The organism is Sphingomonas pituitosa NBRC 102491, from assembly GCF_001598435.1.
GTDB classification, from domain to species: domain Bacteria; phylum Pseudomonadota; class Alphaproteobacteria; order Sphingomonadales; family Sphingomonadaceae; genus Sphingomonas; species Sphingomonas pituitosa.
This window is the reverse complement of sequence record NZ_BCYY01000023.1, coordinates 1-21914: the sequence shown is the minus strand read 5'-3', so window position 1 is coordinate 21914 and position 21914 is coordinate 1. Positions and strand designations below refer to the sequence as shown.

Annotated in this window: 19 protein-coding genes; 13 read left to right on the top strand and 6 right to left on the bottom strand. The window is 67.9% G+C overall.

Features of this window, described 5'->3' with window-relative positions:
- The first annotated feature begins 1 nt into the window (after position 1).
- The 3 genes from infB (at position 2) to SPI01S_RS17145 (ending at position 4312) form a co-directional block, all read left to right on the top strand.
- Positions 2-2914 carry a translation initiation factor IF-2 gene (infB, locus tag SPI01S_RS17155; protein WP_066725415.1) on the top strand — a complete coding sequence of 971 codons (2913 nt, stop codon included), beginning with the start codon at positions 2-4 and terminating at the stop codon, positions 2912-2914.
- A 348-nt stretch (positions 2915-3262) separates the two neighbouring features.
- Positions 3263-3670 (top strand): 30S ribosome-binding factor RbfA, encoded by a 408-nt coding sequence (gene rbfA, locus SPI01S_RS17150; RefSeq protein WP_066725413.1) that lies wholly within the window; start codon positions 3263-3265, stop codon positions 3668-3670.
- 57 nt (positions 3671-3727) lie between these two features.
- Complete coding sequence (locus SPI01S_RS17145) at positions 3728-4312, top strand: thymidine kinase (protein ID WP_066725405.1); 585 nt, start codon at positions 3728-3730, stop codon at positions 4310-4312.
- An 87-nt stretch (positions 4313-4399) separates the two neighbouring features.
- Here the strand turns inward: SPI01S_RS17145 and SPI01S_RS17140 are convergent, their stop codons facing one another.
- Entirely contained in the window at positions 4400-6673 is a 2274-nt protein-coding gene (locus SPI01S_RS17140) for a TonB-dependent receptor (RefSeq protein WP_066725402.1), read from the bottom strand.
- Positions 6674-6882: 209 nt separating this feature from the next.
- Here SPI01S_RS17140 and truB point away from each other — a divergent pair, with 209 nt between their 5' ends.
- The 7 genes from truB to SPI01S_RS17110 all read left to right on the top strand — a co-directional run bounded on the left by truB (position 6883) and on the right by SPI01S_RS17110 (position 12408).
- A complete protein-coding gene (gene truB, locus SPI01S_RS17135) occupies positions 6883-7911 on the top strand; it encodes a tRNA pseudouridine(55) synthase TruB (RefSeq protein ID WP_174539124.1) in 1029 nt (342 codons plus the stop codon).
- A 20-nt stretch (positions 7912-7931) separates the two neighbouring features.
- A complete protein-coding gene (gene rpsO, locus SPI01S_RS17130) occupies positions 7932-8201 on the top strand; it encodes a 30S ribosomal protein S15 (protein ID WP_066725397.1) in 270 nt (89 codons plus the stop codon).
- A 183-nt stretch (positions 8202-8384) separates the two neighbouring features.
- Positions 8385-10724: a polyribonucleotide nucleotidyltransferase gene (gene pnp / locus SPI01S_RS17125; RefSeq protein WP_066725394.1), complete on the top strand. Its 2340-nt coding sequence runs from the start codon at positions 8385-8387 to the stop codon at positions 10722-10724.
- Between the two features lie 158 nt (positions 10725-10882).
- Complete coding sequence (locus SPI01S_RS17120; RefSeq protein ID WP_066725391.1) at positions 10883-11320, top strand: hemerythrin domain-containing protein; 438 nt, start codon at positions 10883-10885, stop codon at positions 11318-11320.
- Positions 11321-11447: 127 nt separating this feature from the next.
- Positions 11448-11615 (top strand): hypothetical protein, encoded by a 168-nt coding sequence (locus tag SPI01S_RS22425; protein WP_157084760.1) that lies wholly within the window; start codon positions 11448-11450, stop codon positions 11613-11615.
- A gap of 65 nt (positions 11616-11680) precedes the next feature.
- Positions 11681-11875, top strand: coding sequence for a hypothetical protein (locus SPI01S_RS17115; RefSeq protein ID WP_157084759.1), 195 nt, complete (start codon positions 11681-11683; stop codon positions 11873-11875).
- Positions 11876-11985: 110 nt separating this feature from the next.
- A complete protein-coding gene (locus SPI01S_RS17110) occupies positions 11986-12408 on the top strand; it encodes a hypothetical protein (protein WP_157084758.1) in 423 nt (140 codons plus the stop codon).
- A gap of 103 nt (positions 12409-12511) precedes the next feature.
- On the opposite strand, the gene smc is transcribed toward SPI01S_RS17110, so the two are convergent.
- From smc to SPI01S_RS17090, 4 genes are read right to left on the bottom strand one after another with little or no spacing between them, the layout of a single operon-like run.
- Positions 12512-15919: a chromosome segregation protein SMC gene (gene smc, locus SPI01S_RS17105; RefSeq protein ID WP_066725384.1), complete on the bottom strand. Its 3408-nt coding sequence runs from the start codon at positions 15917-15919 to the stop codon at positions 12512-12514.
- 13 nt (positions 15920-15932) lie between these two features.
- Positions 15933-16697 (bottom strand): thioredoxin domain-containing protein, encoded by a 765-nt coding sequence (locus SPI01S_RS17100; protein ID WP_066725382.1) that lies wholly within the window; start codon positions 16695-16697, stop codon positions 15933-15935.
- A gap of 24 nt (positions 16698-16721) precedes the next feature.
- A complete protein-coding gene (locus tag SPI01S_RS17095; RefSeq protein WP_066725379.1) occupies positions 16722-17417 on the bottom strand; it encodes a DsbA family protein in 696 nt (231 codons plus the stop codon).
- 1 nt (position 17418) lies between these two features.
- Complete coding sequence (locus SPI01S_RS17090) at positions 17419-17955, bottom strand: DUF721 domain-containing protein (protein WP_066725376.1); 537 nt, start codon at positions 17953-17955, stop codon at positions 17419-17421.
- Between the two features lie 28 nt (positions 17956-17983).
- On the opposite strand from SPI01S_RS17090, the gene SPI01S_RS17085 reads away from it, so the two are divergent.
- Genes SPI01S_RS17085 through nudC form a run of 3 tightly spaced genes read left to right on the top strand, consistent with a single transcriptional unit; the run spans position 17984 to position 21161 of the window.
- Positions 17984-19027: an A/G-specific adenine glycosylase gene (locus tag SPI01S_RS17085; RefSeq protein ID WP_066725373.1), complete on the top strand. Its 1044-nt coding sequence runs from the start codon at positions 17984-17986 to the stop codon at positions 19025-19027.
- Positions 19024-20295: a serine hydrolase domain-containing protein gene (locus SPI01S_RS17080; RefSeq protein ID WP_066725370.1), complete on the top strand. Its 1272-nt coding sequence runs from the start codon at positions 19024-19026 to the stop codon at positions 20293-20295. The genes SPI01S_RS17085 and SPI01S_RS17080 overlap by 4 nt, the downstream gene beginning before the upstream one ends.
- Positions 20292-21161 (top strand): NAD(+) diphosphatase, encoded by an 870-nt coding sequence (gene nudC / locus SPI01S_RS17075; RefSeq protein WP_066725367.1) that lies wholly within the window; start codon positions 20292-20294, stop codon positions 21159-21161. Before SPI01S_RS17080 ends, nudC begins: the two co-directional genes overlap by 4 nt.
- 44 nt (positions 21162-21205) lie before the next feature.
- Here nudC and SPI01S_RS17070 read toward each other — a convergent pair.
- Positions 21206-21914, bottom strand: a 709-nt coding sequence (locus tag SPI01S_RS17070; protein WP_066725362.1) for a prephenate dehydratase, incomplete at its 5' end; no start/stop codon positions are given.

Sequence of the window (21914 nt, the reverse complement as noted above, 5' to 3'; positions counted from 1 at the left end):
CATGAGCGACACCGAAAACGACAAGCCGAAACTGGGCATGCGCGCGCCGCTGGGTCTGAAGCGCACGGTGGAAACCGGCAAGGTGAAGCAGAGCTTCAGCCATGGCCGTTCCAACACCGTGGTCGTGGAGGTCAAGCGTCGCCGTGTCCTCGGCCCGCAGGGTGCGCCGCACGACGAAGCGACGCAGGCCCCTGCGCCTGCCGAGGCTGCGCCGGCTGCTCCTGCCCCGCAGCCCCAGGCCCAGGCACCCCGCCCGGCCGCGACGCCGCCGCGTCGCCCGATGGACAATCTGTCGCCGCAGGAGCGCCAGACCAAGCTGCTCCGCGAAGCAGAGGAACAGCGCATGACCGCGCTGGAGGAAGCCCGCCGTCGTGACGAGCGGATCCGTGCCGAAGCGCAGGAAGAAGAGCGTCGCCGCGTCGAAGAGCGTGCGCGTGCCGGTGCCGAAGCGGCCGCTGCGCCTGCGCCGGTCGAAGCCGCGCCTGCGCCCGCGCCTGTCGAGGCTGCGCCCGCACCTGCGCCGCAGCCCGAAGTGGTGGCTGAAGCTGCGCCTGCGCCCGCGCCGGTGGCGGAACCCACCCCAGCGCCTGCGCCGGTAGCACCGCAGCCGACGGCAGCAGCACCTGCCGCGCCGGCACCGCAGGCCGCAGCGCCCAAGGCAGCCACGCCGCAGCCGCCAGCACCCAAGCCCGCAGCCGCCCCGGCGGCGCGCCGGCCGGTGCCGCAGGGCCCGATCACGCTGCAACTCGATCGCTCGCTGCCCGCCCCGCGTCGCTTCACGCCCGTGCAGCGTCCCGAAATCCCCAAGCCGCAGCCCAAGCCCGAGCCGCAGGCTGCCGCGCCTGCCGCAGCAGCACCGCAGCCGCAGCAGCAGCCCGCGCAGAACCAGGCACAGCAGCGCCCCGGCGCCGGCGCCGGTGCGGGTGCGGCACGTCCCGCGCCGACCGGCCTCGCGCCGCGCCGTCCGGGTGCCGATCCGGCCAAGCCGTCGCGCGACCGCAAGGGCGACGATCGTCGCCAGTCGGGCAAGCTCACCGTCACGCGCGCCCTGGGCGGCGACGACGGTGCTCGCGCCCGCAGCCTAGCGGCGCTGAAGCGCGCCCGCGAGAAGGAACATCGCCGTTCCTATGGCGGCCCGCGCGAACCGCAGATCAAGCAGGTCCGCGACGTCGTGGTGCCGGATTCGATCACGGTGCAGGAACTCGCCAACCGCATGGCCGAAAAGGGCGCGGACCTGGTGAAGGCCCTGTTCAAGATGGGCATGATGGTCACGGTCAATCAGTCGATCGACCAGGATACCGCCGAACTGCTCGTCACCGATTTCGGCCACAACGTGCAGCGCGTCAGCGATAGCGATGTCGACATCCAGGTCGATACCGAGGGCGATCCCGAGGATACGCTGCAGTCGCGCCCGCCGGTCGTGACGATCATGGGCCATGTCGATCACGGCAAGACCTCGCTGCTCGACGCGCTGCGCGGCACCGATGTGGTGCGCGGCGAAGCAGGCGGCATCACCCAGCATATCGGCGCCTATCAGGTCACCCTGAAGGACAAGTCGAAGATCACCTTCCTCGACACGCCGGGCCACGAAGCCTTCTCCGAAATGCGTGCGCGCGGTGCCAACGTCACCGACATCGTCGTGCTGGTGGTGGCCGCGAACGACGGGCTGATGCCGCAGACGATCGAGGCGATCAATCACACCAAGGCGGCCGGCGTGCCGATGATCGTGGCGATCAACAAGGTCGACCTCGACAGCGCCAACCCGCAGAAGGTGCGCGAGCGTCTGCTCGAGCATGAGGTGATCGTCGAAGAGATGGGCGGCGACGTCCAGAACGTCGAAGTCTCGGCGCTCAAGAAGATCGGCCTCGACGCGCTGATCGAGAAGATCCAGCTCCAGGCGGAACTGCTCGAACTGCGCGCCAACCCCGATCGCGAGGCCGAAGGCACCGTGATCGAGGCGAAGCTCGACAAGGGCCGCGGCCCGGTCGCGACGATCCTCGTCAACCGCGGCACGCTGCGCGTGGGCGACGTGTTCGTCGTCGGCGCGGAGAGCGGCAAGGTCCGTGCGATGATCGACGACAAGGGCCGCCAGATCAAGGAAGCCGGTCCGGCGATGCCGGTCGAGGTGCTCGGCATCTCGGGCGTGCCGTCGGCGGGTGATCCGATGCAGGTGGTCGAGAGCGAGGCGCGTGCCCGCGAGGTCGCCGAATATCGCCAGGGCGTGCTGCTCCAGAAGCGCACGACGCAGGCGCCGGCGAGCCTGGAGAGCATGTTCTCCGCGCTCAAGGACAAGCAGGCGATCGAATATCCGGTGGTGGTCAAGGCCGACACGCAGGGTTCGACCGAGGCGATCGTGGGTGCGCTCAGCAAGCTGGGCAACGACGACATCCGCGTGCGCATCCTGCACTCGGGCGTGGGCGGCATCACCGAGAGCGACGTGTCGCTGGCAGCCGCCAGCGGTGCGCCGATCATCGGCTTCAACGTCCGTGCCAACGCCAAGGCGCGCGAGATCGCCGAGCGGAACAAGGTGGCGCTGAAGTATTACGACGTCATCTACGACCTGACCGACGAGATTCGTGCGGGCATGGCGGGCGAGCTGGGTCCGGAAGCGTTCGAAACGGTCGTCGGCCGCGCCGAGATCAAGGACGTCTTCTCTGCCGGCAAGCATGGCAAGGCGGCCGGTCTGCTGGTTGTCGACGGCTTCATCCGCAAGGCGCTCAAGGCGCGCATCACGCGCAACGACGTCATCATCTACACCGGCGAGATCGCCTCGCTGCGTCGCTTCAAGGACGATGTCGCCGAAGTGCGCGCCGGTCTCGAGTGCGGCGTGACGTTCACGCAGAACTTCGTGGACATCAAGGCGGGCGACTATCTCGAAACCTACGAAGTCGAGCTGCGCGAACGTACGCTGTAAGGGGCCAGGGCTGCCGACGGACACCTTTTGTTCCTGGACGGCCCAGCCTGTGATACGCTTCCTTTTCGGCTGCACCTGCGGCCGAAAAGGAGGTGATCTATTTGCAAGTGACCAATGTAGCGGTTCTGGTTCCGGGCGCTGCGACGTTTCTCGTCGCGCTGCTCGGGCTGGTGGTGAAGCTCATCGAGCTTAGCCGCACGTAATCCAGTGCGGGCTCCCGGTGCTGGAACGCCGGGGGCCCTATAGGATTTGAGCCCGGGCGCTGGAACACCCGGGCTCAGGAAGTGACTTGTTGCAAGTTCACAACGTAGCCTGTTCCATATAGCGAAAACCGGTCAGAATCACAACATGCGCCAGAACGACACCGATGAAACCCGCTCCGTCCGCGTCCTGCGCGTGGGCGAACAGGTGCGCCATATCCTCAGCGAGATCCTCCAGCGCGGCGACGTGCACGATGAGGTGCTGGCGAAGCACATGGTCTCGGTGACCGAGGTGCGCATGTCCCCCGATCTGCGACACGCGACCGTGTTCGTGAAGCCGCTGCTCGGCAAGGACGAGGAGGCGGTGCTCAAGGCCCTGCGCACCAATACGGCCTTCCTCCAGCGCGAAGTCGCCCACCGCGTAAAGATGAAGTACGCCGCCAAGCTCAAGTTCCTGGCGGACGAAAGCTTCGACGAGGGCAGCCATATCGACCAGCTGCTGCGCGCGCCCAACGTGGCGCGCGATCTGGCGGAGGGTGAGTCCGAGCAGGACTGATGCCGACGCGCCGAAGCGCGCACTGGACATCGACCGCCCTTTTGGTGTGATGCGCCGATGGCCAAGCTCTATTTCTACTATGCCTCGATGAACGCGGGCAAATCGACCACGCTGCTCCAGGCCGATTTCAACTATCGCGAGCGCGGCATGCGGACGCTGCTGTTCACCGCCGGCGTGCATGATCGCGGCGGGCATGGGGTGATCGACTCAAGGCTCGGCATCCATGCGGATGCCATTCCCTTCGACGCGGCGACCGACCTGCGCACGATCGTGCAGGATGCGCATTTCGCGACGCCGCTCGCCTGCGTGCTGGTGGACGAGGCGCAGTTCCTCTCCGCTTCCCAGGTCCATCAGCTGGCCGCGGTGTGCGACGAGGACGAGGTGCCCGTGCTCTGCTATGGCCTGCGCACCGACTTTCGCGGCGTGCTGTTCGAGGGCGCGGCGGCGCTGCTGGCGATTGCGGACTCGCTCGTCGAGATCAAGTCGGTGTGCGAGTGCGGCCGCAAGGCGACGATGAACCTGCGGGTCGATGCCGAGGGGCTGGCGGTGCGCGAGGGCGAGCAGCGCGAGATCGGCGGCAATGATCGTTATGTCGCGCTCTGCCGCCGCCATTTCGTCGAGCGGCGCGGCGCGATCGGCTGAAACGGAAAAGGGCGCCGCGAGGATCTCCCCGCGACGCCCTTCCCGCTATGAAGTGCGCGGGAGGCTTCCCGCCCCCCGCGCCTCCGATCAGAAGTGGAACCGGATCTCGCCGCCGATGATGCGCGGCTCGTTGATCATGCCGGTCAGGTTGTTGAAGTCGATCGCGCTTTGCGCACGGATCTGGTTGAGGATGTTGCGCGCGAAGGCCGCCACCTCATAGCCCTCCGGCGCGCGATAGCCGATGCGCACGCCGCCCTCGACCAGCGAACGTCCGCGGAACTCCTTCGCCTCGTAGAGGAAGTAGTTGATCTCGCTGCGATAGGCCCAGTCGGTATAGGCATAGACCTCGCCGCCGTTTGCCAGCGGCACGCCGTAGCGTGCGGTGGCGTTGAGCACGAAGCGCGGCGCCTGGGGCAGGCGGTTACCATCGATCAGGGCGACCCGCTGGCCGCCGATCGTCGTGGTCGGATCGGTGACGGTGCACAGCGCGCCGCACACACCCACCGCGAGCTTCGGATCGCGGATCTGGGTGAAGTTGTAGCTGCCGCTGGCGGTCAGATCGAGGCCGCGGACCGGGCGGTAGCTGAACTCGGCTTCGACGCCATAGCCGTTGACGTGATCGGCCGAGAGCAGCCGCGTCGAGTTGCTCGCGCCGCCCACCGCGGTCAGCTGCAGGTTGTCGGTGCGGTACCAGTAGCCGGTCAGCGCATAGTTCAGCCCCTTGGCCGGAAACGCGCCCTTGATGCCCGCTTCGGCCGACTTGGTGAACTGCTTGCCCGCGGTGGTCGGCACCGAGCCGAAGGTCACGCGGTCCTGGATCGCCGGGCCGAGATAGCCGGTGGCGAAGCGCGCATAGACGTTGACGTCGGGGGTCAGCGCATAGGTGGCGCTGGCGTCCCAGGTTACCGCCTCGCCCTTCACCTTGGTCTGGATCGGCAGGGTTAGGCCGGTGGTCAGCGGGCCGAAGCCGGTGATCACGTCGTTCTTGCGGTCATGCGAATAGCGCACGCCCGCGCGCAGCGTCAGCGCGTCGGTGGCCTTGTATTCGCCCGAGGCGAACACGCCGAAATTCTCGTTGATGTTCACATGGCCGATATTCTGGTTCTGCGCGCCGCCGCCCAGCGGATAGCCATATTCGCTGTAATCGAGATTCTGGTCGAAATAATAAAGGCCGGCCTGGCCGCGGAACGCGCCGAACTGGTCGGTGGCGAAGCGCAGTTCCTGGCTGAACTCCTTCGGCTGGGTGATGCCGCCGGTGTTCGAGTCACGAGAGGCATTGTTAAGCCCGAGGGCGGGAAGAGGATAGGTGTAGCTGTCGCCGCCGTCGACGTCGCCGGTGCTCTGCACCTTGGCGCGCTCGTACGCGGTGATCGAGTAGAGCGTGCCGATCCCGTCGAAATGATAATCGAGCTGCACGCTTCCGCCCCACTGCTCCAGCCACTGGCTGGTATAGCCGTCGAGCTTGACATGCTTGGGATCGAAGCCGGCCGAGAAGTTGTTCGAGCCCTGCTGGAACAGGCCGGCGCGGAACACGCGCGGCGTGCCCTCGAGGTCGCGGCCATGGACGTTGACCAGCGCGTTGAAGTCGCCGTTCGTATAGGCCAGCTGCACGCGGCCGGCGCGATCGGTATAGCCTTCCAGCTTGCGGTTCGCGACGCTCTGGGCGCTGGTGCTGTCGTTCACCACCCAGTTGTCGCGGTGCTGCACCAGGCCGGAAACGCGCAGGCTGAAGCCGCCCCCGAGCGGCGCGTTGAGCGCGAGATCGGCATTGACCGTGTTGTAGGTCGCCCAGCTGACGCTGCCCTTGGCTTCATACTGGTTGGTCGGGCGCTGCGATTCGAGCTTCACCACGCCCGCCGGCGTGTTGCGGCCGAACAGCGTGCCCTGCGGCCCCCGCAGCACTTCGACGCGCGCCAGGTCGAACGCCGGGAACGCCTTCAGCATCGGGTTCTCGAGCGCGACATTGTCGTACACCACCGACACCGGCTGCGCGGCGTTGGGGTCGAAATCGGTGTTGCCGAGGCCGCGGATGTAGAAGCGCGGGAAGGTGCGGCCGAACGAGCTTTCGATCTGCAGGCTGGGCGTGCGCGCCGACAGGAAGCGGATGTCCAGGCCCGACGAATTGAGCACGTCGAGCTTCTCGCCGCCGATCGCGGTGACGGCGACGGGCACGTCCTTGGCAGCTTCGGTGCGGCGCTGCGCGGTGACGACGATCTCGCCGCTATCCTGCGGCGCGGTCGCGTCGGGCTGGGCACCCTGGACGGGTGCGGGCGTTTCGTTGCTGGCGGCGGCGAGCGCCGAGGGCGCGGTGAGCGCGGCGCTCGCGAGCAGCAGCCCGCGAAGGAGAGCGGAGGTGGTCATGTTGAGTCGAGTCCCCGTGCAATGATGGGGCACCCTCTCCTGCACGATGTCACGATCGTTTCTTGTCGGTGTCGCTGATTTTGCGCGGGCCTGTAGCGGAAACGTCACCTCCATCAAGCTGTGCGATCGTTTGCTGGCACGGTTTGCTTCCACCTGTTGCAATAATGTCGTGGTTTGCGTGTGGACCGAAGCGCACCTATGGCGCGGCGATGCATGGCTGGATCCTCCTCGACAAACCTTTGGGCCTCGGCTCCACCCAGGGCGTGAGCGCCGTGAAGCGCGCGCTCCGCGAGGGCGGCTATGCCAAGGTCAAGGTCGGCCATGGCGGAACGCTCGACCCGCTGGCGACGGGCGTGCTGCCGATCGCGCTGGGCGAGGCGACCAAGCTCGCCGGACGGATGCTCGACAGCGACAAGGTGTACGACTTCACGATCCAGTTCGGGGTGGAGACGGACACGCTGGACGCCGAGGGGAAGAGCATCGCGGAGTCCGGCGTGCGGCCAAGCATGGCGGACCTCATGGCGGTGCTGCCGCGCTTCACCGGGCCGATCGAGCAGGTGCCGCCGGCCTATTCGGCGCTGAAGGTGGATGGTGCGCGGGCGTACGACCTCGCACGTGCAGGCGAGACGGTGCTGCTGAAGAGCCGGGCGGTGACGATTTATGGGTTGGTCGTAGTGCCTTCCCCCAACGACCGTCATCCCGGCGAAAGCCGGGATCCATTCGCAACTACGCTCGAAGCAACCACCGAAACGGGGACCCCAATGGATCCCGGCTTTCGCCGGGATGACGGCTTGGGGGCAGGGAGTGCGCCGGCGGCATCGGCAGACGCGCTGCTCCCGAAAATCACCCTGCGCGCCCATGTTTCCAAGGGCACGTACATCCGCAGCCTTGCCCGCGACATCGCGCACGCCCTTGGCACCGTGGGCCACGTCACCTATCTCCGTCGGATCAAGGCCGGCCCGTTCAGCCTGGATCAGGCGATTTCGCTGGACTTTTTGGCCGATGCCGCTAGGCAGCGTCGCCTTGAAGACATTCTCCTGCCGTTGAGGGCGGGGCTGGACGACATCCCGGCTCTATCCCTCACCCCCGATCAGGCAGGGCTGCTCCGTCAGGGGCGGGTCTTGGTCGGGATTGCCGCAGACGATGGCCAATATTTCGCGCTTTCCGGCGACACGCCGATTGCGCTGGTAGAGGCTGAAGCCGGACAGATCCGGGTCGTCCGCGGTTTCAACCTCTAAGCGATGTCGTAGGAAAACACATGTCGATCACGCAGGAGCGCAAGGAAGCGCTCGTCAAGGAACACGCTCGCAACGAGGGTGACACCGGCAGCCCCGAAGTGCAGGTCGCGATCCTCTCGGAGCGCATCGCCAACCTCACCGAGCACTTCAAGACCCACGCGAAGGATAACCACTCGCGCCGCGGTCTGCTGATGCTGGTCAACAAGCGCCGCAGCCTCCTGGACTATCTGAAGAAGAAGGACCAGGGCCGCTACGCAGATCTCATCGCGAAGCTCGGTCTTCGCAAGTAACCACGGAAAGGCGACCTTCGGGTCGCCTTTTTGTCATTCCGGTGCGATAACGCATCGGCGGTCCCCGGCGAATGGCGCCGGGGTCGAAACGGGGGATCCGGCAATACGGTCGGTCCCACGAGCCACATACGGCTCACGCATAGGCCCCCCGCGTGATTGGCACCGGGGAGTGAAGGAAACGACATGTTCGACAAGAAGACTGTATCGATCGAGTGGGGCGGCAAGACGCTGACTCTCGAAACGGGCAAGGTTGCCCGCCAGGCCGACGGCGCGGTGATCGCGACCCTCGGCGAAACCGTGGTGCTGTGCGCGGTCACCGCCGCCAAGAGCGTGAAGGAAGGCCAGGACTTCTTCCCGCTGACCGTCCACTACCAGGAAAAGTTTTCGGCCGCCGGTCGCATCCCGGGTGGCTTCTTCAAGCGCGAGCGCGGCGCCACCGAGAAGGAGACGCTGGTCTCCCGCCTCATCGACCGCCCGATCCGCCCGCTGTTCCCGGAAGGCTTCTACAACGAGATCAACGCCATCGCTCAGGTGCTGAGCTATGACGGCGAGAACGAGCCCGACATCCTCTCGATCGTCGCCGCCTCCGCCGCGCTGACGATCTCGGGCGTGCCGTTCATGGGCCCGATCGGCGCCGCGCGCGTCGGCTATCTCAACGGCGAGTACATCCTGAACCCGACCGACGCGCAGGTCGCCGAGGGCGAGCTCGATCTCGTCGTCGCCGCCACCTATGACGCGGTGATGATGGTCGAATCCGAAGCCAAGGAGCTTTCGGAAGAGATCATGCTCGGCGCCGTGCTGTTCGCGCACGACGCGTGCCGCGAGATCGTCAAGGCGATCGTCAAGCTCGCCGAGCAGGCCGCCAAGGATCCTTGGGAGATCGCGTCGTCGAACGACAACGCCAAGATCAAGGACAAGCTGAAGAAGCTGATCGGCAAGGACATCGCCGCCGCCTACAAGCTGACCGACAAGTCGGCCCGTTCGAACGCGCTGAACGAAGCGCGCGCGAAGGCGAAGGCGCAGTTCACCGAGGAAGGTCTGAGCCCCCAGGACGTCATGGCCGGCATCAAGCTGACCAAGAAGCTGGAAGCCGAGATCGTCCGCACCGCCATCCTCAAGGACGGCAAGCGCATCGATGGCCGCACCACCACGCAGATCCGCCCGATCGAGGCGGAGACGCACTTCCTGCCGCGTGCGCACGGCTCGGCCCTGTTCACCCGCGGCGAGACCCAGACCATCGCCACCTGCACCCTCGGCACCAAGGATGCCGAGCAGATGATCGATGGCCTGAACGGCCTCAGCTACCAGAACTTCATGCTGCACTATAACTTCCCGCCCTATTCGGTCGGCGAAGTCGGCCGCTTCGGTGCGCCGGGCCGTCGCGAAGTCGGCCATGGCAAGCTGGCCTGGCGCGCGCTGCACCCGGTGCTGCCGGCGAAGGAAGACTTCCCCTACACGATCCGCCTGACCAGCGACATCACCGAGTCGAACGGCTCGTCGTCGATGGCGTCGGTGTGCGGCGGCAGCCTCGCGATGATGGACGCCGGCGTGCCGATCAAGCGTCCGGTCTCGGGCATCGCCATGGGCCTGATCCTCGAGGGCAAGGATTATGCGATCCTGTCCGACATCTTGGGCGACGAGGATCACCTCGGCGACATGGACTTCAAGGTGGCGGGCACGTCCGAGGGCATCACCACGATGCAGATGGACATCAAGATCGCCGGCATCACCAAGGAGATCTTCGAGGCGGCGCTCAACCAGGCGAAGGCCGGTCGTGCGCACATCCTGGGCGAGATGAACAAGGCGCTGGGCGAAGCCCGCACCGAGCTTTCCGCCCATGCCCCGCGCATCGAGACCTTCACGATCGACAAGTCGAAGATCCGTGAAGTGATCGGCACCGGCGGCAAGGTGATCCGCGAGATCGTCGCCACCACCGGCGCCAAGGTCGACATCGACGACGAGGGCGTGATCAAGGTCAGCTCGTCGGATCCGGCGCAGATCGAAGCCGCGATCAAGTGGATCAAGGGCCTCGTCGAGGAAGCCGAAGTCGGCAAGATCTACAACGGCAAGGTCGTCAACCTCGTCGATTTCGGTGCGTTCGTGAACTTCATGGGCGGCAAGGACGGTCTCGTCCACGTCTCGGAGATCAAGAACGAGCGCGTCGAGAAGGTCTCGGACGTCCTGAGCGAAGGCCAGGAAGTCAAGGTCAAGGTCCTCGAAATCGATCCGCGCGGCAAGGTGCGCCTGTCGATGCGCGTCGTCGACCAGGAGACCGGTGCCGAGCTCGAAGACTCGCGTCCGGCCCGCGAAGCCCGCGAACCGCGCGGTGATCGTGGCGACCGCGGTGACCGTGGCGATCGCGGCGGTGACCGTCGTCGCGAAGGCGGCCGTGGCGGTGAGCGCGGTGGCGAGCGCGGCCCGCGCCGCGACCGTGGCGACAAGCCGCGCGGCGAGCGCAGCGAAGGCAAGGAAGACGGCGGCGACATCGGCCTGCCGGCATTCCTGACCGGCGATCGCGACTGATCGCAGGCGTTCCATACGGAAACAGGGAAGGGGTCCGGCGATGCCGGGCCCCTTTTCGTATCCGAAACGGCCCTGCTTTCTTTTGTCGCGCGCTGCGCTATGGTTGGACTCAGGGGGGAGACACGCAAGCGCACGCGCTAGAGACGGGAGGGCACGCCATGATGGCAACTACGACGATCGCCGAACTGCGGCACGATCACGAGATGATCGACATCCTCGCGCGGCGACTCTCCGGCCTTCTCGAAAGCGACGCGGCACCGGTGGAGCTGTCCACCGCGCTCGATCATCTGCTCAACTGCGTGGCCGACCACCTCGCCCGCGAGGACACCACCATCTACACGCTCACGCTCTCCGCCCAGCCCGGGATCTCGCGCAACAAGGTGGATCAGGTGCGGGAGGAGTTCGAGCGGCTGAAGGCCAACTGGCAGGACTATCTGCAGTTCTGGACGCCCGAGCAGATCGCCGCAGACCGCAAGGGCTTCGCCGATGCGAGCCGCGCGATGCTGCCGCGCCTGCGCAATCGGGTGAAGCTGGAGGAAAGCCTGCTGGTCGCTGCCGCGCTGCAGGGCGAGCCGGGCTTCCCGACGCGGCACTGACCCTGTGTGCAGATCGCCTGGCTACAATGCGCTGATGAACGAGGTTTGTGTGGAGCGAGGCTGGTGCGGGGGGATTGTTCAGGGCGAGCCTTCCCACGTCGATGATTTCATTCCGGAAGCGGGACCTGTGACCGCTGAACAGTTCGTCGAATGGCTGTTCCAGGCCGAGGGCGTCGATCCATCGTCCGATCCTGCCAAGTGGAGCAAACACAAGGACGGGCTGCGCGAGGCGTTCGTTCGTCATCTGGGCGCGGATCTGGTCGATGCCTCGGCGCTCAAATGGGATGTCGGCTGACGCCAAGTTGCGGGCGTCTCGATCTCGTGCAAGTTGTGATAACGACGCGGCATGGGAGTATCGCGGTGAGCAGAGTCGCGACGAAATTCTTCTTAATCACGGCCTTATTAGTTCAGATGGTTGGCATCTGCACCCTTCTTATCGCCGAATCCTCCAGCCCGACCTCCGATATCGCACTCTGGGTGGTGCTCGGAGCTGGGATTGTGGAGGTGGTTTTAGCTTTGCACACCAAGCGGCAAAAGGATGCGCTGACTGGCTGACTGCGCCCAACAGCGGACACTGCGGCTACCAACACGCCCGCTCCTGGCGTCGCGTAAGGCCCGGTTCAGGTTCGACAGAATGATATATGCGCGTCACGAGGAGAGCCGCCATGTTGATTGGAATCAACGTCATCATCGCAGCAACGGCGCTCGCCATCCAGGCTCCAGCCGCGCCGGAGCGAGCGACGCTGCTCCAGCTCAGCCTCGCCGCTCCGAAGGCTGGCGCTGCCGAGCACCAAAAGGCGATGCAGGAGGAGACCGCGAAGATCACGTCTTGCGCAGAGGGTCTCAAACTCATGGACCGGCTCAAAGCGCGAGGACTGCACGGGTCGCTCAGCGTCGCCGTGAAGACCAACGTACCGATTGCCGCGCTTCCAGCGCCTTTACGCGACGCTCTGTTGATGCGGCCAATCGGCCGAGCAACTCCCGTCTTCGGGGGCAGTAAGGCCTTTCGCGTGCTCATCCGGTGCGAACCGACATTTGTCATTCCGCTGCCAACGCCGCTGCCGCGGCAGCGATCGCGAACAATCTGACATCGGAGTGCAGGCGACCGACACTGCGTAGCGTCTGCTTCCCACCCAAATCCGGTCATCCTGCCAGCCGCCTGATGTCGGCGTATAACCGCGCCGGCACCATCTATTCCGCCGCCAGCAGGCTCGTCGCGCCGCCGAGATCGACCGACACCAGCCGGCTGACCCCGCGCTCCACCATCGTCACGCCAAACAGCCGATGCATCCGCGCCATCGTCGCTGCATTGTGCGTGACGATCAGATAGCGCGTCGCCGTTTCGCGCGTCATCGCCTCCAGCAGGTCGCAGAAGCGATCGACATTGGCGTCGTCCAGCGGCGCATCGACTTCGTCGAGCACGCAGATCGGCGACGGCTTGGTGAGGAACAGCGCGAAGATCAGCGCCACCGCGGTCAGCGCCTGCTCGCCGCCCGAGAGCAGGGTGAGCGACTGCAGCTTCTTGCCCGGCGGCTGGGCCATGATCTCCAGCCCCGCTTCCAGCGGATCGTCCGAGTCGATCAGCGCGAGATGCGCTTGGCCGCCGTTGAACAGCGTGGTGAACAGCCGGCGGAAATGCTGGTCGACCGCCTCGAACGCGGCGAGCAGCCGCTGGCGGCCCTCGCGATTGAGCGTGCCGATCGAGCCACGCAACCGGTGCACCGCCTGGATCAGCTCGTCGCGTTCCTTGGCGTTGGTGCCGAACGCGGCTTCCAGTTCGGCCAGCTCGGTTTCGGCGACCAGGTTCACCGGCCCCAGCCGTTCGCGATCGGTGCTCAGCTTTTCGAGTGCGGCGGATTCCTCCTGGGGGGTGCGTACGCCGGCCGGTTCGAAGTTCAGCCGCACCGGCAGCAGCGGTGGCGGGCATTCGAAGCGCTCGCCGGAGACGCGGCCCATTTCCACGCGGCGCAGGTCCTGGTTTTCGGCCCGGGCGGCGGCGCCCGCGCGGCGCTCGCGGGCTTCGGAGAGCGTCTCGCTTGCCTTGCGCAGCATGGCCTCGGCCGCGCGCAATGCAGCTTCGGCGTCGCGCTCGGCAGACTGGGCGGCGGCCGAGTCGCGCTTCATCGCGTCGTTGGATGCTTCGGCCTCGGCGAGCTGCGATGCGATCTGTGCGGGGCGGGTGGCGATCGACTCGCGTTCCTGCGCCAGGGTTGCCGCCCGCGCGTCCATTTCGGCCGACCTGCGGGTGGCGTCCGAGGCGCGCGCGGACCAGCTCTTCGCCTCGGCTGCCGCCGCGGATAGCCGCTCGCGTGCCTGCGCCAGGTCGCGATCGAGCGTGGCGCGCTCGGCGCGGGCGCTTGCCGCCGCGGCGCGGGCGGTGTCGGCCTCGCGGGAGCGCGCCGCCACCTTCGCGCGCGTTTCCGCCCCGTCGGGCAGCGCCGCCTTCGCCGTTTCGGCGCGCCCGACCTCGGCGCCGGCCTCCTCGGTCTCGGCGGCGACGCGGGCGCGGCGGGTCTCGAGATCGGCGCGCTGCGCCTCCAGCCGTTCGAGCTGGCTCGCGGCGCGATCCTCGGCGCGGGTCGCCTCGCGCATGGCGAGGTCGGCCTGGTCGAGCCGCTTGCGATTTTCGGCGGCGCTGCGTCGGGCGTCGGCGATGGTCGCTTCGATCCGGCTGAGGGCTGCCGCCGCCGCTTCCAGCGCGGCCTGCGCCGCCGGGCGCGCCCGCTCCAGCGCGGCGAGCCGATTGACCCGTTCCAGCCGCTCCGCCGCCGCCGCGCCGCCCGAGCGGGCGCGATAGCCGTCCCAGCGGCGCAGCACGCCCTGCAGCGTCACCAGTCGCTGGCCGACGGCGAGCGGCTGGCCGCCATCGGTCTCGCACACCAGCACCTGGGCCAGGCGGCGCGCGAGTTCGGCGGGGGCGGTGACATGCTCGGCCAGCGGGGTGGTGCCGGCGGGGCGCGCGGGATCGGTGGGCAGCGACTCGGCGCCGCCCCAGTGCCGCTCGGCGGCGGCATCCAGCCCGGCTTCGAGATCGTCGCCGAGCGCCGCCGCCAGCGCGCGCTCATAGCCGGCGGCGACGGTCACCCGATCGAGCAGCCGGTCCTTGCCCGAGGGTTTGGTCGCCTTGGCGAGCGCGGCGGCTTCGCTGTCGATCTGGGCGAGTTCGGCATGTGCGGTCGCGCGCGCAGCCTGCGCACCATTGCGCGATTCGATCGCGGCGCGCTCCTCGGCATCGGCGCGGGTGAGCGCGTCGCGCGCCGCCTCCGCCTGGCGCTGCGCTTCCGCCCGCGCTTCGGCGGCACGGTGGCGCTCGGCATGGAGCGGCGCGGTATCGCCCAGCGCGCGGCCCTCGGCATCGATCCGCGCCTGGTCGCGCTGGCTGCGCTCGAGCCTGCCGCGGGCGGCGGACAGCGCCGCCTCGGCGACCCGCACTTCCGCCGCCTCGCTCGCCTGCTGTGCCAGCGCCTGCGATAGCGCGACTTCGGCGTCGCGGGCGCCGCGTTCGGCCTCGGCCAGCGCCGACTCGAGCAGCGGCACGCGCGCGCCCGTCTCGGCGATCCGCGCGTCCAGCGTCGCCTGTTCGGCGGTCAGTCGTTCGATCGCCTCGGCCGCGTCGCGCGCGAGGGAGGCTTCGCGCGAGCGGTCGGCCTCCAGCCGCCGGCTCGCCTCGGCCAGCTCGGCGATCCGGCGCTCCACGCCGTGGCGGGCGTTGCGGAGCGTCTGCAGCCGGTGCTGGGCATCGCTGGCGGCGTCGCGCAGCCGCAGCGACTCGGCGCGCAGCGTGCCCACCGCCTCGGTCGCGGCGTGCTGCGCCGCCTCGGCCTCGGCCTGCGCCGCGCTGCGTTCTGCGACCAGCGTGTCGGCCTCGGCCGCTTCCTTGCGCGCGACATCGGCGGCCATCGCCGCGTCGCGCCAGCGGGCGAAGATCATCCGGCCCTCGGCGACGCGGATGCGGTCGGAAAGCTCGCGATAGCGTTCGGCCTGCCGCGCCTGGCGCTTGAGCGCGGCGGCGCGCTGTTCCTGCTCGCCGATCAGCTCGTCGAGCCGGGTGAGGTTGGTCTCCGTCGCGCGCAATTTCTGTTCGGCGTCGCGGCGGCGGACGTGGAGGCCGGCGATGCCTGCGGCTTCCTCCAGCATCGCGCGGCGATCGCCCGGCTTGGCGGCGATGATCGCGCCGATCCGCCCCTGGCTGACCAGTGCAGGGGAATGCGCGCCGGTCGCGGCGTCGGCAAAGGCGAGCGCCACGTCCTTGGCGCGCACGTCGCGGCCGTTGATGCGATAGGCGGATCCGGCGCCGCGCTCGATGCGGCGGATGATCTCCAGTTCGTCCTGCTGCTCGGGCAGGTCGGCGACGATCGTCACTTCGGCGAAGTCGCGTTGCGGCCGGGTGGCGGTGCCGGCGAAGATCACGTCTTCCATGCCGGCGCCGCGCATCGACTTGGCGCTGGTTTCGCCCATCACCCAGCGCAGCGCTTCGAGCAGGTTCGACTTGCCGCAGCCATTGGGGCCGACGATGCCCGTCAGCCCCGGTTCGATCCGCAGATCGGCCGGGTCGACGAAGCTCTTGAAGCCCGTCAGCCGCAGCCGCTTTATCTGCATGGGGTTTGGTCGATCAGCGGGCGCCGGCCTTCTGGAGCAGCGGCTCCAGATCGGCCCAGCTGTTCACGTCGGTCTTCTGGCCGTTGATGAAGAAGGTCGGGGTCGAGTTCACGCCGTACACGTTGGCGCCGTCCGCATTGACCTTGGCGATCGTCTCGATCTGCTTCTGGTCGGCGAGGCACGCCTTGGCCTGGGCTTCCGGCAGGCCGCGCTGCTTCATGAAATCGACCATGCCCAGCGCCTGGGCGAAGCCGGCTGCGGCCTGGGGCGGCGGCATCTGCTGGATCTGGTCGAGCACCTGCGGGTTGGTCTGCTGCAGGCCCATGATCTTCTTCTCGAACTCTTCCTGGCCGGCATAGATCTGGTCCAGCGTCGGGAAGAAGGCGTCGGTCGGCACGCACTGGTTGAGCAGCGCGAGCGCGAGATCGGGCGCGCCGTGGATCAGGAAGTCGCGATATTCATAGCTGACCTTGCCGGTGGCGATGTACTTTTCGCGCAACGGGCCGACGCCGGTGGTGCCGAACTGGGCGCAGAACGGGCACATCCGCGAGCCATATTCGACCAGCTTGATCGGCGCGTTCGGATTGCCCTGGCGGAAGCCGTTGTCCTTGGTCTTCTCGACCATGTCGGTCCACTGCTTGCCGGCCGGGGCCGCGGCGCCGGCGACGGGCGCGGAGGCCTGCACGGCCGCGCTGCCATTACCGCCGCCGGCGGACTTGTCGCCGCCGTTGCAGGCGGCCAGCGCCAGGATGGGAAGGAGCACGAGGGCGAAACGCATGGAAGTCTCCGGGTTCAGAAAGGGTCAGGCGCCGGCGGCGCGCAGTTCGGGCTCGAGATAGGGCCAGGTGAAGGCGCGCACGCGGCGGCCGTTGACGAAGAAGCTGGGCGTACCGTCCACCTTGTACAGGTTCACGCCGTCCGCCTGGGTCTTGGCGATGCGCGCGATTCCCTTGGGGTCGGCGAGACACTGGCGGGCCTTCGCCTCAGGCAAGCCCTGCGTCTTGAGAAAGGCGATCATGCCCATGTTCTCGGCAAAGCGCGTCGCCATCTGTGCCGGCGGCAGCTTCTGCCAGGCCTCGATCGTCGCGGGCGTCTTGCTGAGCGCGATCAACCTTTCCTCGAACTTGGGCTGGTTCGCGTAGATCGCATCGAGCACCGGGAAAAAGCGCTGGGTGCCGACGCACTGGTTCAGCAGCGCGAGCGCCAGATCGGGCGCGCCGTGCACCAGATAGTCGCGATATTCGTAGCTGACCTTGCCGGTGGCGATATACTGGTCGCGCAGCGGCTTCATGCCCTGTTCGGCGAACTGGTAGCAGGTCGGGCAGGTGCGCGAGCCATATTCGACCAGCTTGATCGGCGCGTTGGGGTTCCCCTGGCGATAGCCGCCTTCGGGCGTCGCGACGACGGTGGTCAGCCAGTTGGGCTGCGGGGCGGGGGCGGCACCGAGCGCGAACAGCGGCACCAGCGCGAGCATCAGGGTGAAAAGTCGCTGCATCATCTCAATCGATCCGGCCGAACACCGGATTTTCCTCCTGCGCCGCGACGCCCGCGGCAAGCGATTCGAGCACCGCGCGCAGCTCCGGGTCGGCGATGCCGCGCAGGCTGTCGCCCATCGCTTCGGACAGCGGCTTGAGGCTGGGGGGCGGGGCCGGCTTTGCCTTGGGCGCGCGCAGGTCGCCATGGCGCATCGTCAGCTTGGCGACGGCGGGGTAGCCGAAGAAACGGTTCACCCGCTCGATGATCTCGGGGGCGATATGCTGCATCATCGGGGCGAAGGCGCCCGATACGGTGAGCGCCAGCACGCCTTCCTCGCGCTTGCCGCGCGGGAAACGAATCGATTCGGGGGCGGAAACGCGGGCATAGCGCTCGCCGACGATCTCGCCCCAGCGACTGACGACCGCCGATTGCACGAAGCCGAACTTGCGGAACGCGGCGCCACCCACGTCGGGCAGCAACTCGGACACCGCGCGGACGCGGTTCGAGCGCTGCGGCGCGGGGCGCGGCTGGCGGGTGGTGGTACGCGGGGGCTTCGTCATGTCGGGTCACCCATGCCATAGGCGGGGCGTGCCCGACAACGCTCCTGAATCGATCGCCCCCGCGCTTCTAGCCTGGTACGACGCCAATGCCCGCCGCCTCCCCTGGCGCGCGCCACCTGGCGCCAATGCGACCGACCCGTATCGCGTCTGGCTGTCGGAGGTGATGCTGCAGCAGACCCAGGTCGCCACGGTCATCCCCTATTTCGAGAAATTTACGTCGCGCTGGCCGGGTTTCGCGGCGATGGCGGCGGCCGAGGATGCCGATGTGATGGCCGCCTGGGCGGGGCTCGGCTATTATGCCCGCGCCCGCAACATGCTCGCCTGCGCCCGCGAGGTGGCGCGGCTGGGCGACCTGCCCGATACCGAGCCTGGCTTGCGCGCGCTCCCCGGCATCGGCGACTATACCGCCGCCGCCATCGCCGCGATCGCCTTCGGGCGGCGGGCGGTGGTGGTCGATGCCAATGTCGAGCGGGTGGTGACGCGGCTGTTCGCGCTTGCCGATCCGCTGCCGGGGTCGCGCCCGGCGATCCGACGGCGCACCGACACGATCACCCCCGATGCGCGCGCCGGCGATTTCGCCCAGGCGATGATGGACCTTGGCAGCGGCATCTGCACCGTCCGCGCGCCGAAATGCCTGCTCTGCCCGATCGCCTTCGGCTGCACCGCGCGGGCGGACGGGAATCCCGAAACCTATCCGGTCAAGGCGAAGAAGGCGCCCAAGCCCCAGCGCCACGGCACGATGTTCTGGCTGGAGCGGGACGACGCGGTGCTGCTCGTCCGCCGGCCGGACAAGGGGCTGCTCGGCGGGATGCGCGCGCTGCCGACCGGGCCCTGGGTCGAGACACCATCGGGCATGGCGGAGGCACCGGCAGCCGCACCGTGGCGGATGTTGAACGAAACCGTGCGCCACGGCTTCACCCATTTCGATCTCGAGGTCGCGCTTGCGACTGCAACAATCCCCCGCCATGCAGTCGCACCCCCAGGCGAATGGTGGCCGATCGCCGACATCGAGTCGGCAGGCCTGCCCACCGTTTTCGCCAAGGCGGCCAAAGCGATACGGAGACTGCGATGACGGCCAAGCGAGTGTTCGGACTATTCGGGGCGATGGCGCTGCTCCAGGCGCCGCTGGTGCAGGCCCAAACTGCGCCCAGCCAGGTCCAGAGCTTCGCGCGCCAGACCATCGCCTCGGGCAAGGTGCCCGGCATCGTCATCACCTATGCCAAGGGCCAGGCGCCCGCGACGATCGTCGCAGACGGCCGCATGTCCGACGAGCCGACATCGCCCAAGGTCAATGGCGACACGCTGTGGCGCGTCTATTCGATGACCAAGCCGATCACCGGCATCGCCGCGATGATCCTGATCGAGCAGGGCAAGCTCAAACTCGACCAGCCGATCAGCGACTTCATTCCGGCGTTCAAGGAGATGAAGGTGCTGGTCGATCCGGCCAAGGACCTGACCAGCCGCCCCGCGACCAGGCCGATCACGGTCCGCAACCTGCTCACCCACACGGCGGGTCTCGGCTACAACATCATCACCAAGGGGCCGTTGCTCAACGAGTATAACCGGCTCGGCATCAACCCCGCCCAGGTGAGCGATTCGTTCGAGGCGACCGCGCGCCCCGTACGCCCCGCGACGCTGGAGGCGTTCGCCAACCGCACCGCGACCCTCCCGCTGATCGCCGAGCCGGGCGCCAAGTTCAGCTACTCGATCGGGCTGGACGTGCTCGGCCGGGTGATCGAGGTGGCGAGCGGGATGCCGTTCGACAGCTTCGTCAACACCCGCATCCTTGCACCCCTCAAGATGACCTCCAGCTACTGGACCGTGCCGGCGGGCGAGGCGGGACGTCTGGCGACCGAATATACGCTAGTCGGCAGCAATCGCCTGCCGATCGATCCGGGCGCGACCTCGGTATACCTCAAGAAGCCGAGCTTTCCCTATGGCGGCGCGGGGCTGGCGATGTCGGCGCGCGACTATGATCGCTTCCTCCACATGCTGCAGAATGGCGGCGAACTGGACGGCGTGCGCATCCTCAAGCCGGAGACGGCGGCGCTCGCCATGTCCGACCTGCTGCCGCCGGGCGTCGACAAGACGATGCTCGCGGTGATGGCGCGCGATACCGGCGTGCCGATGGGCTTCGGCGCCGGTGGATCGGTGTTCCTTGCCGATCAGCCGGGCGGCGCGGGCAAGGGCACGTTCGGCTGGTCGGGCGCGGCGGGTACCTTCGCCTGGGTCGATCCCAAGAACCAGGTCCGCGCGACGATGATGGTCAACATCCTGCTCGCCGATCTGGGCCTCAAGGTGCCGGTGCGCACGGCCGTTTACGCCGATCTCGCCAAGTGATCACGCCAGGCTTCACCGGCGGCACGCTCGACCGCGACGACCGCGTCCGCCACGAACCCGAGCTGCTGGCGGCCGCGCTCGCCGATCCGCGCGCGCGGCTGCTGGTAATGGATGGGCTGGTGCCGCAGCTGGATGGCGAGGGGCGGCTGGTCTGGACCGGGCTCGACGCCGCTACGCAGCCGCTGCTGTTCCTCGGTTTCATCGAGGGCGAGCCGCGCTTCGTGCAGACGCTGGTGCCCGGCACGCCGCTGCCGCCGGGCCGCCCGCCCGAGCTGTCGGCGATCCTCGACGCGTTCCGTGCCGAGGATGCCGCGAACTACGCGGCCGCGCGCAGCCTGATCGACTGGCATGCGCGCAACGGCTTCTGCTCCCGCTGCGGCACGCCGACCGACATCTTCCGCGCCGGCTGGGGCCGGCTTTGCCCCAATTGCGGCACGGAACATTATCCGCGCGTCGACCCTGTCGTGATCATGCTCGCGGAACATGGCGACCGGGTGCTGCTCGGCCGCCAGCCGAGCTGGCCGCCACATCGCTACTCGGCGCTCGCGGGCTTCCTGGAGGTGGGCGAGAGCGTCGAGGATGCGGTGCGCCGCGAGACGCTGGAGGAATCGGGCGTGCATGTCGGCAAGGTCCGCTATGTCGCCAGCCAGCCCTGGCCCTTCCCCTCGCAGCTGATGATCGCGTGCATCGGCGAGGCGCTCGACGAGGACATCGCGATCGACGTGCACGAGCTGGAACATGCCGGCTGGTTCGATCGCGCGCAGGTGCGCCAGGCGCTGGCACGCGATCCGGAAGCGCCGTTCCTTGCGCCGCCGGGCTATGCGATCGCCTACACGCTGCTCAAGGCCTGGGCCGAGGGGGCCTAGGTGTACCCCAATCCTCCCCCTGGCGGGGGAGGATGAGGATAGACTTACGGCCGAGCCCTAGCCTGCGGATAGGTCCCCAGCAGCCGTACCCATTTGGTGTGGAAGCCCAGTTCCTCGAGCGCCCGGAGGACTGCCGGGTCCTCGGGGCTGCCGACGATGTCCGCGTAGAATTCGGTCGCCGCGAAGCTCGCCTCGCGCTGGTAGCTTTCCAGCTTGGTCATATTGACGCCGTTGGTCGCGAAGCCGCCCAGCGCCTTGTAGAGCGCGGCGGGGATGTTCTTCACCTCGAAGATCAGCGAGGTCATGTACGGGCCTTCGCCGGTAACGGCCGGTGCGTCCCGCGACAGCACCACGAAGCGGGTCATGTTGTGCGCGGCATCGGCGATGTCGCTGGCGAGGATGTTCAGTCCGTACAGCTCCGCCGCATGGGCAGGCGCGAGCGCCGCCACCTTGGGGTCGCCCAGTTCCGCCACCATTGCGGCGGCGCCGGCGGTATCGGGATAGGCGACCTGCGCGATGCCGTGCGCCTTCAGCCAGTGGCGGCATTGGCCGAGCGCCTGGGGGTGGCTCATCGCCTCGCGCACGCCGTCGATGGCGCCGGTGCCCATCAACGTGTGGCGGATCGCGAGGAAATGCTCGCCGATGATCGACAGGCCGGATTCGGGCAGCAGGAAGTGGATGTCCGCCACGCGGCCGTGCAGCGAATTCTCGATCGGGATCATCGCGCGGTCGGCGCGGCCCTCCTTCACCGCG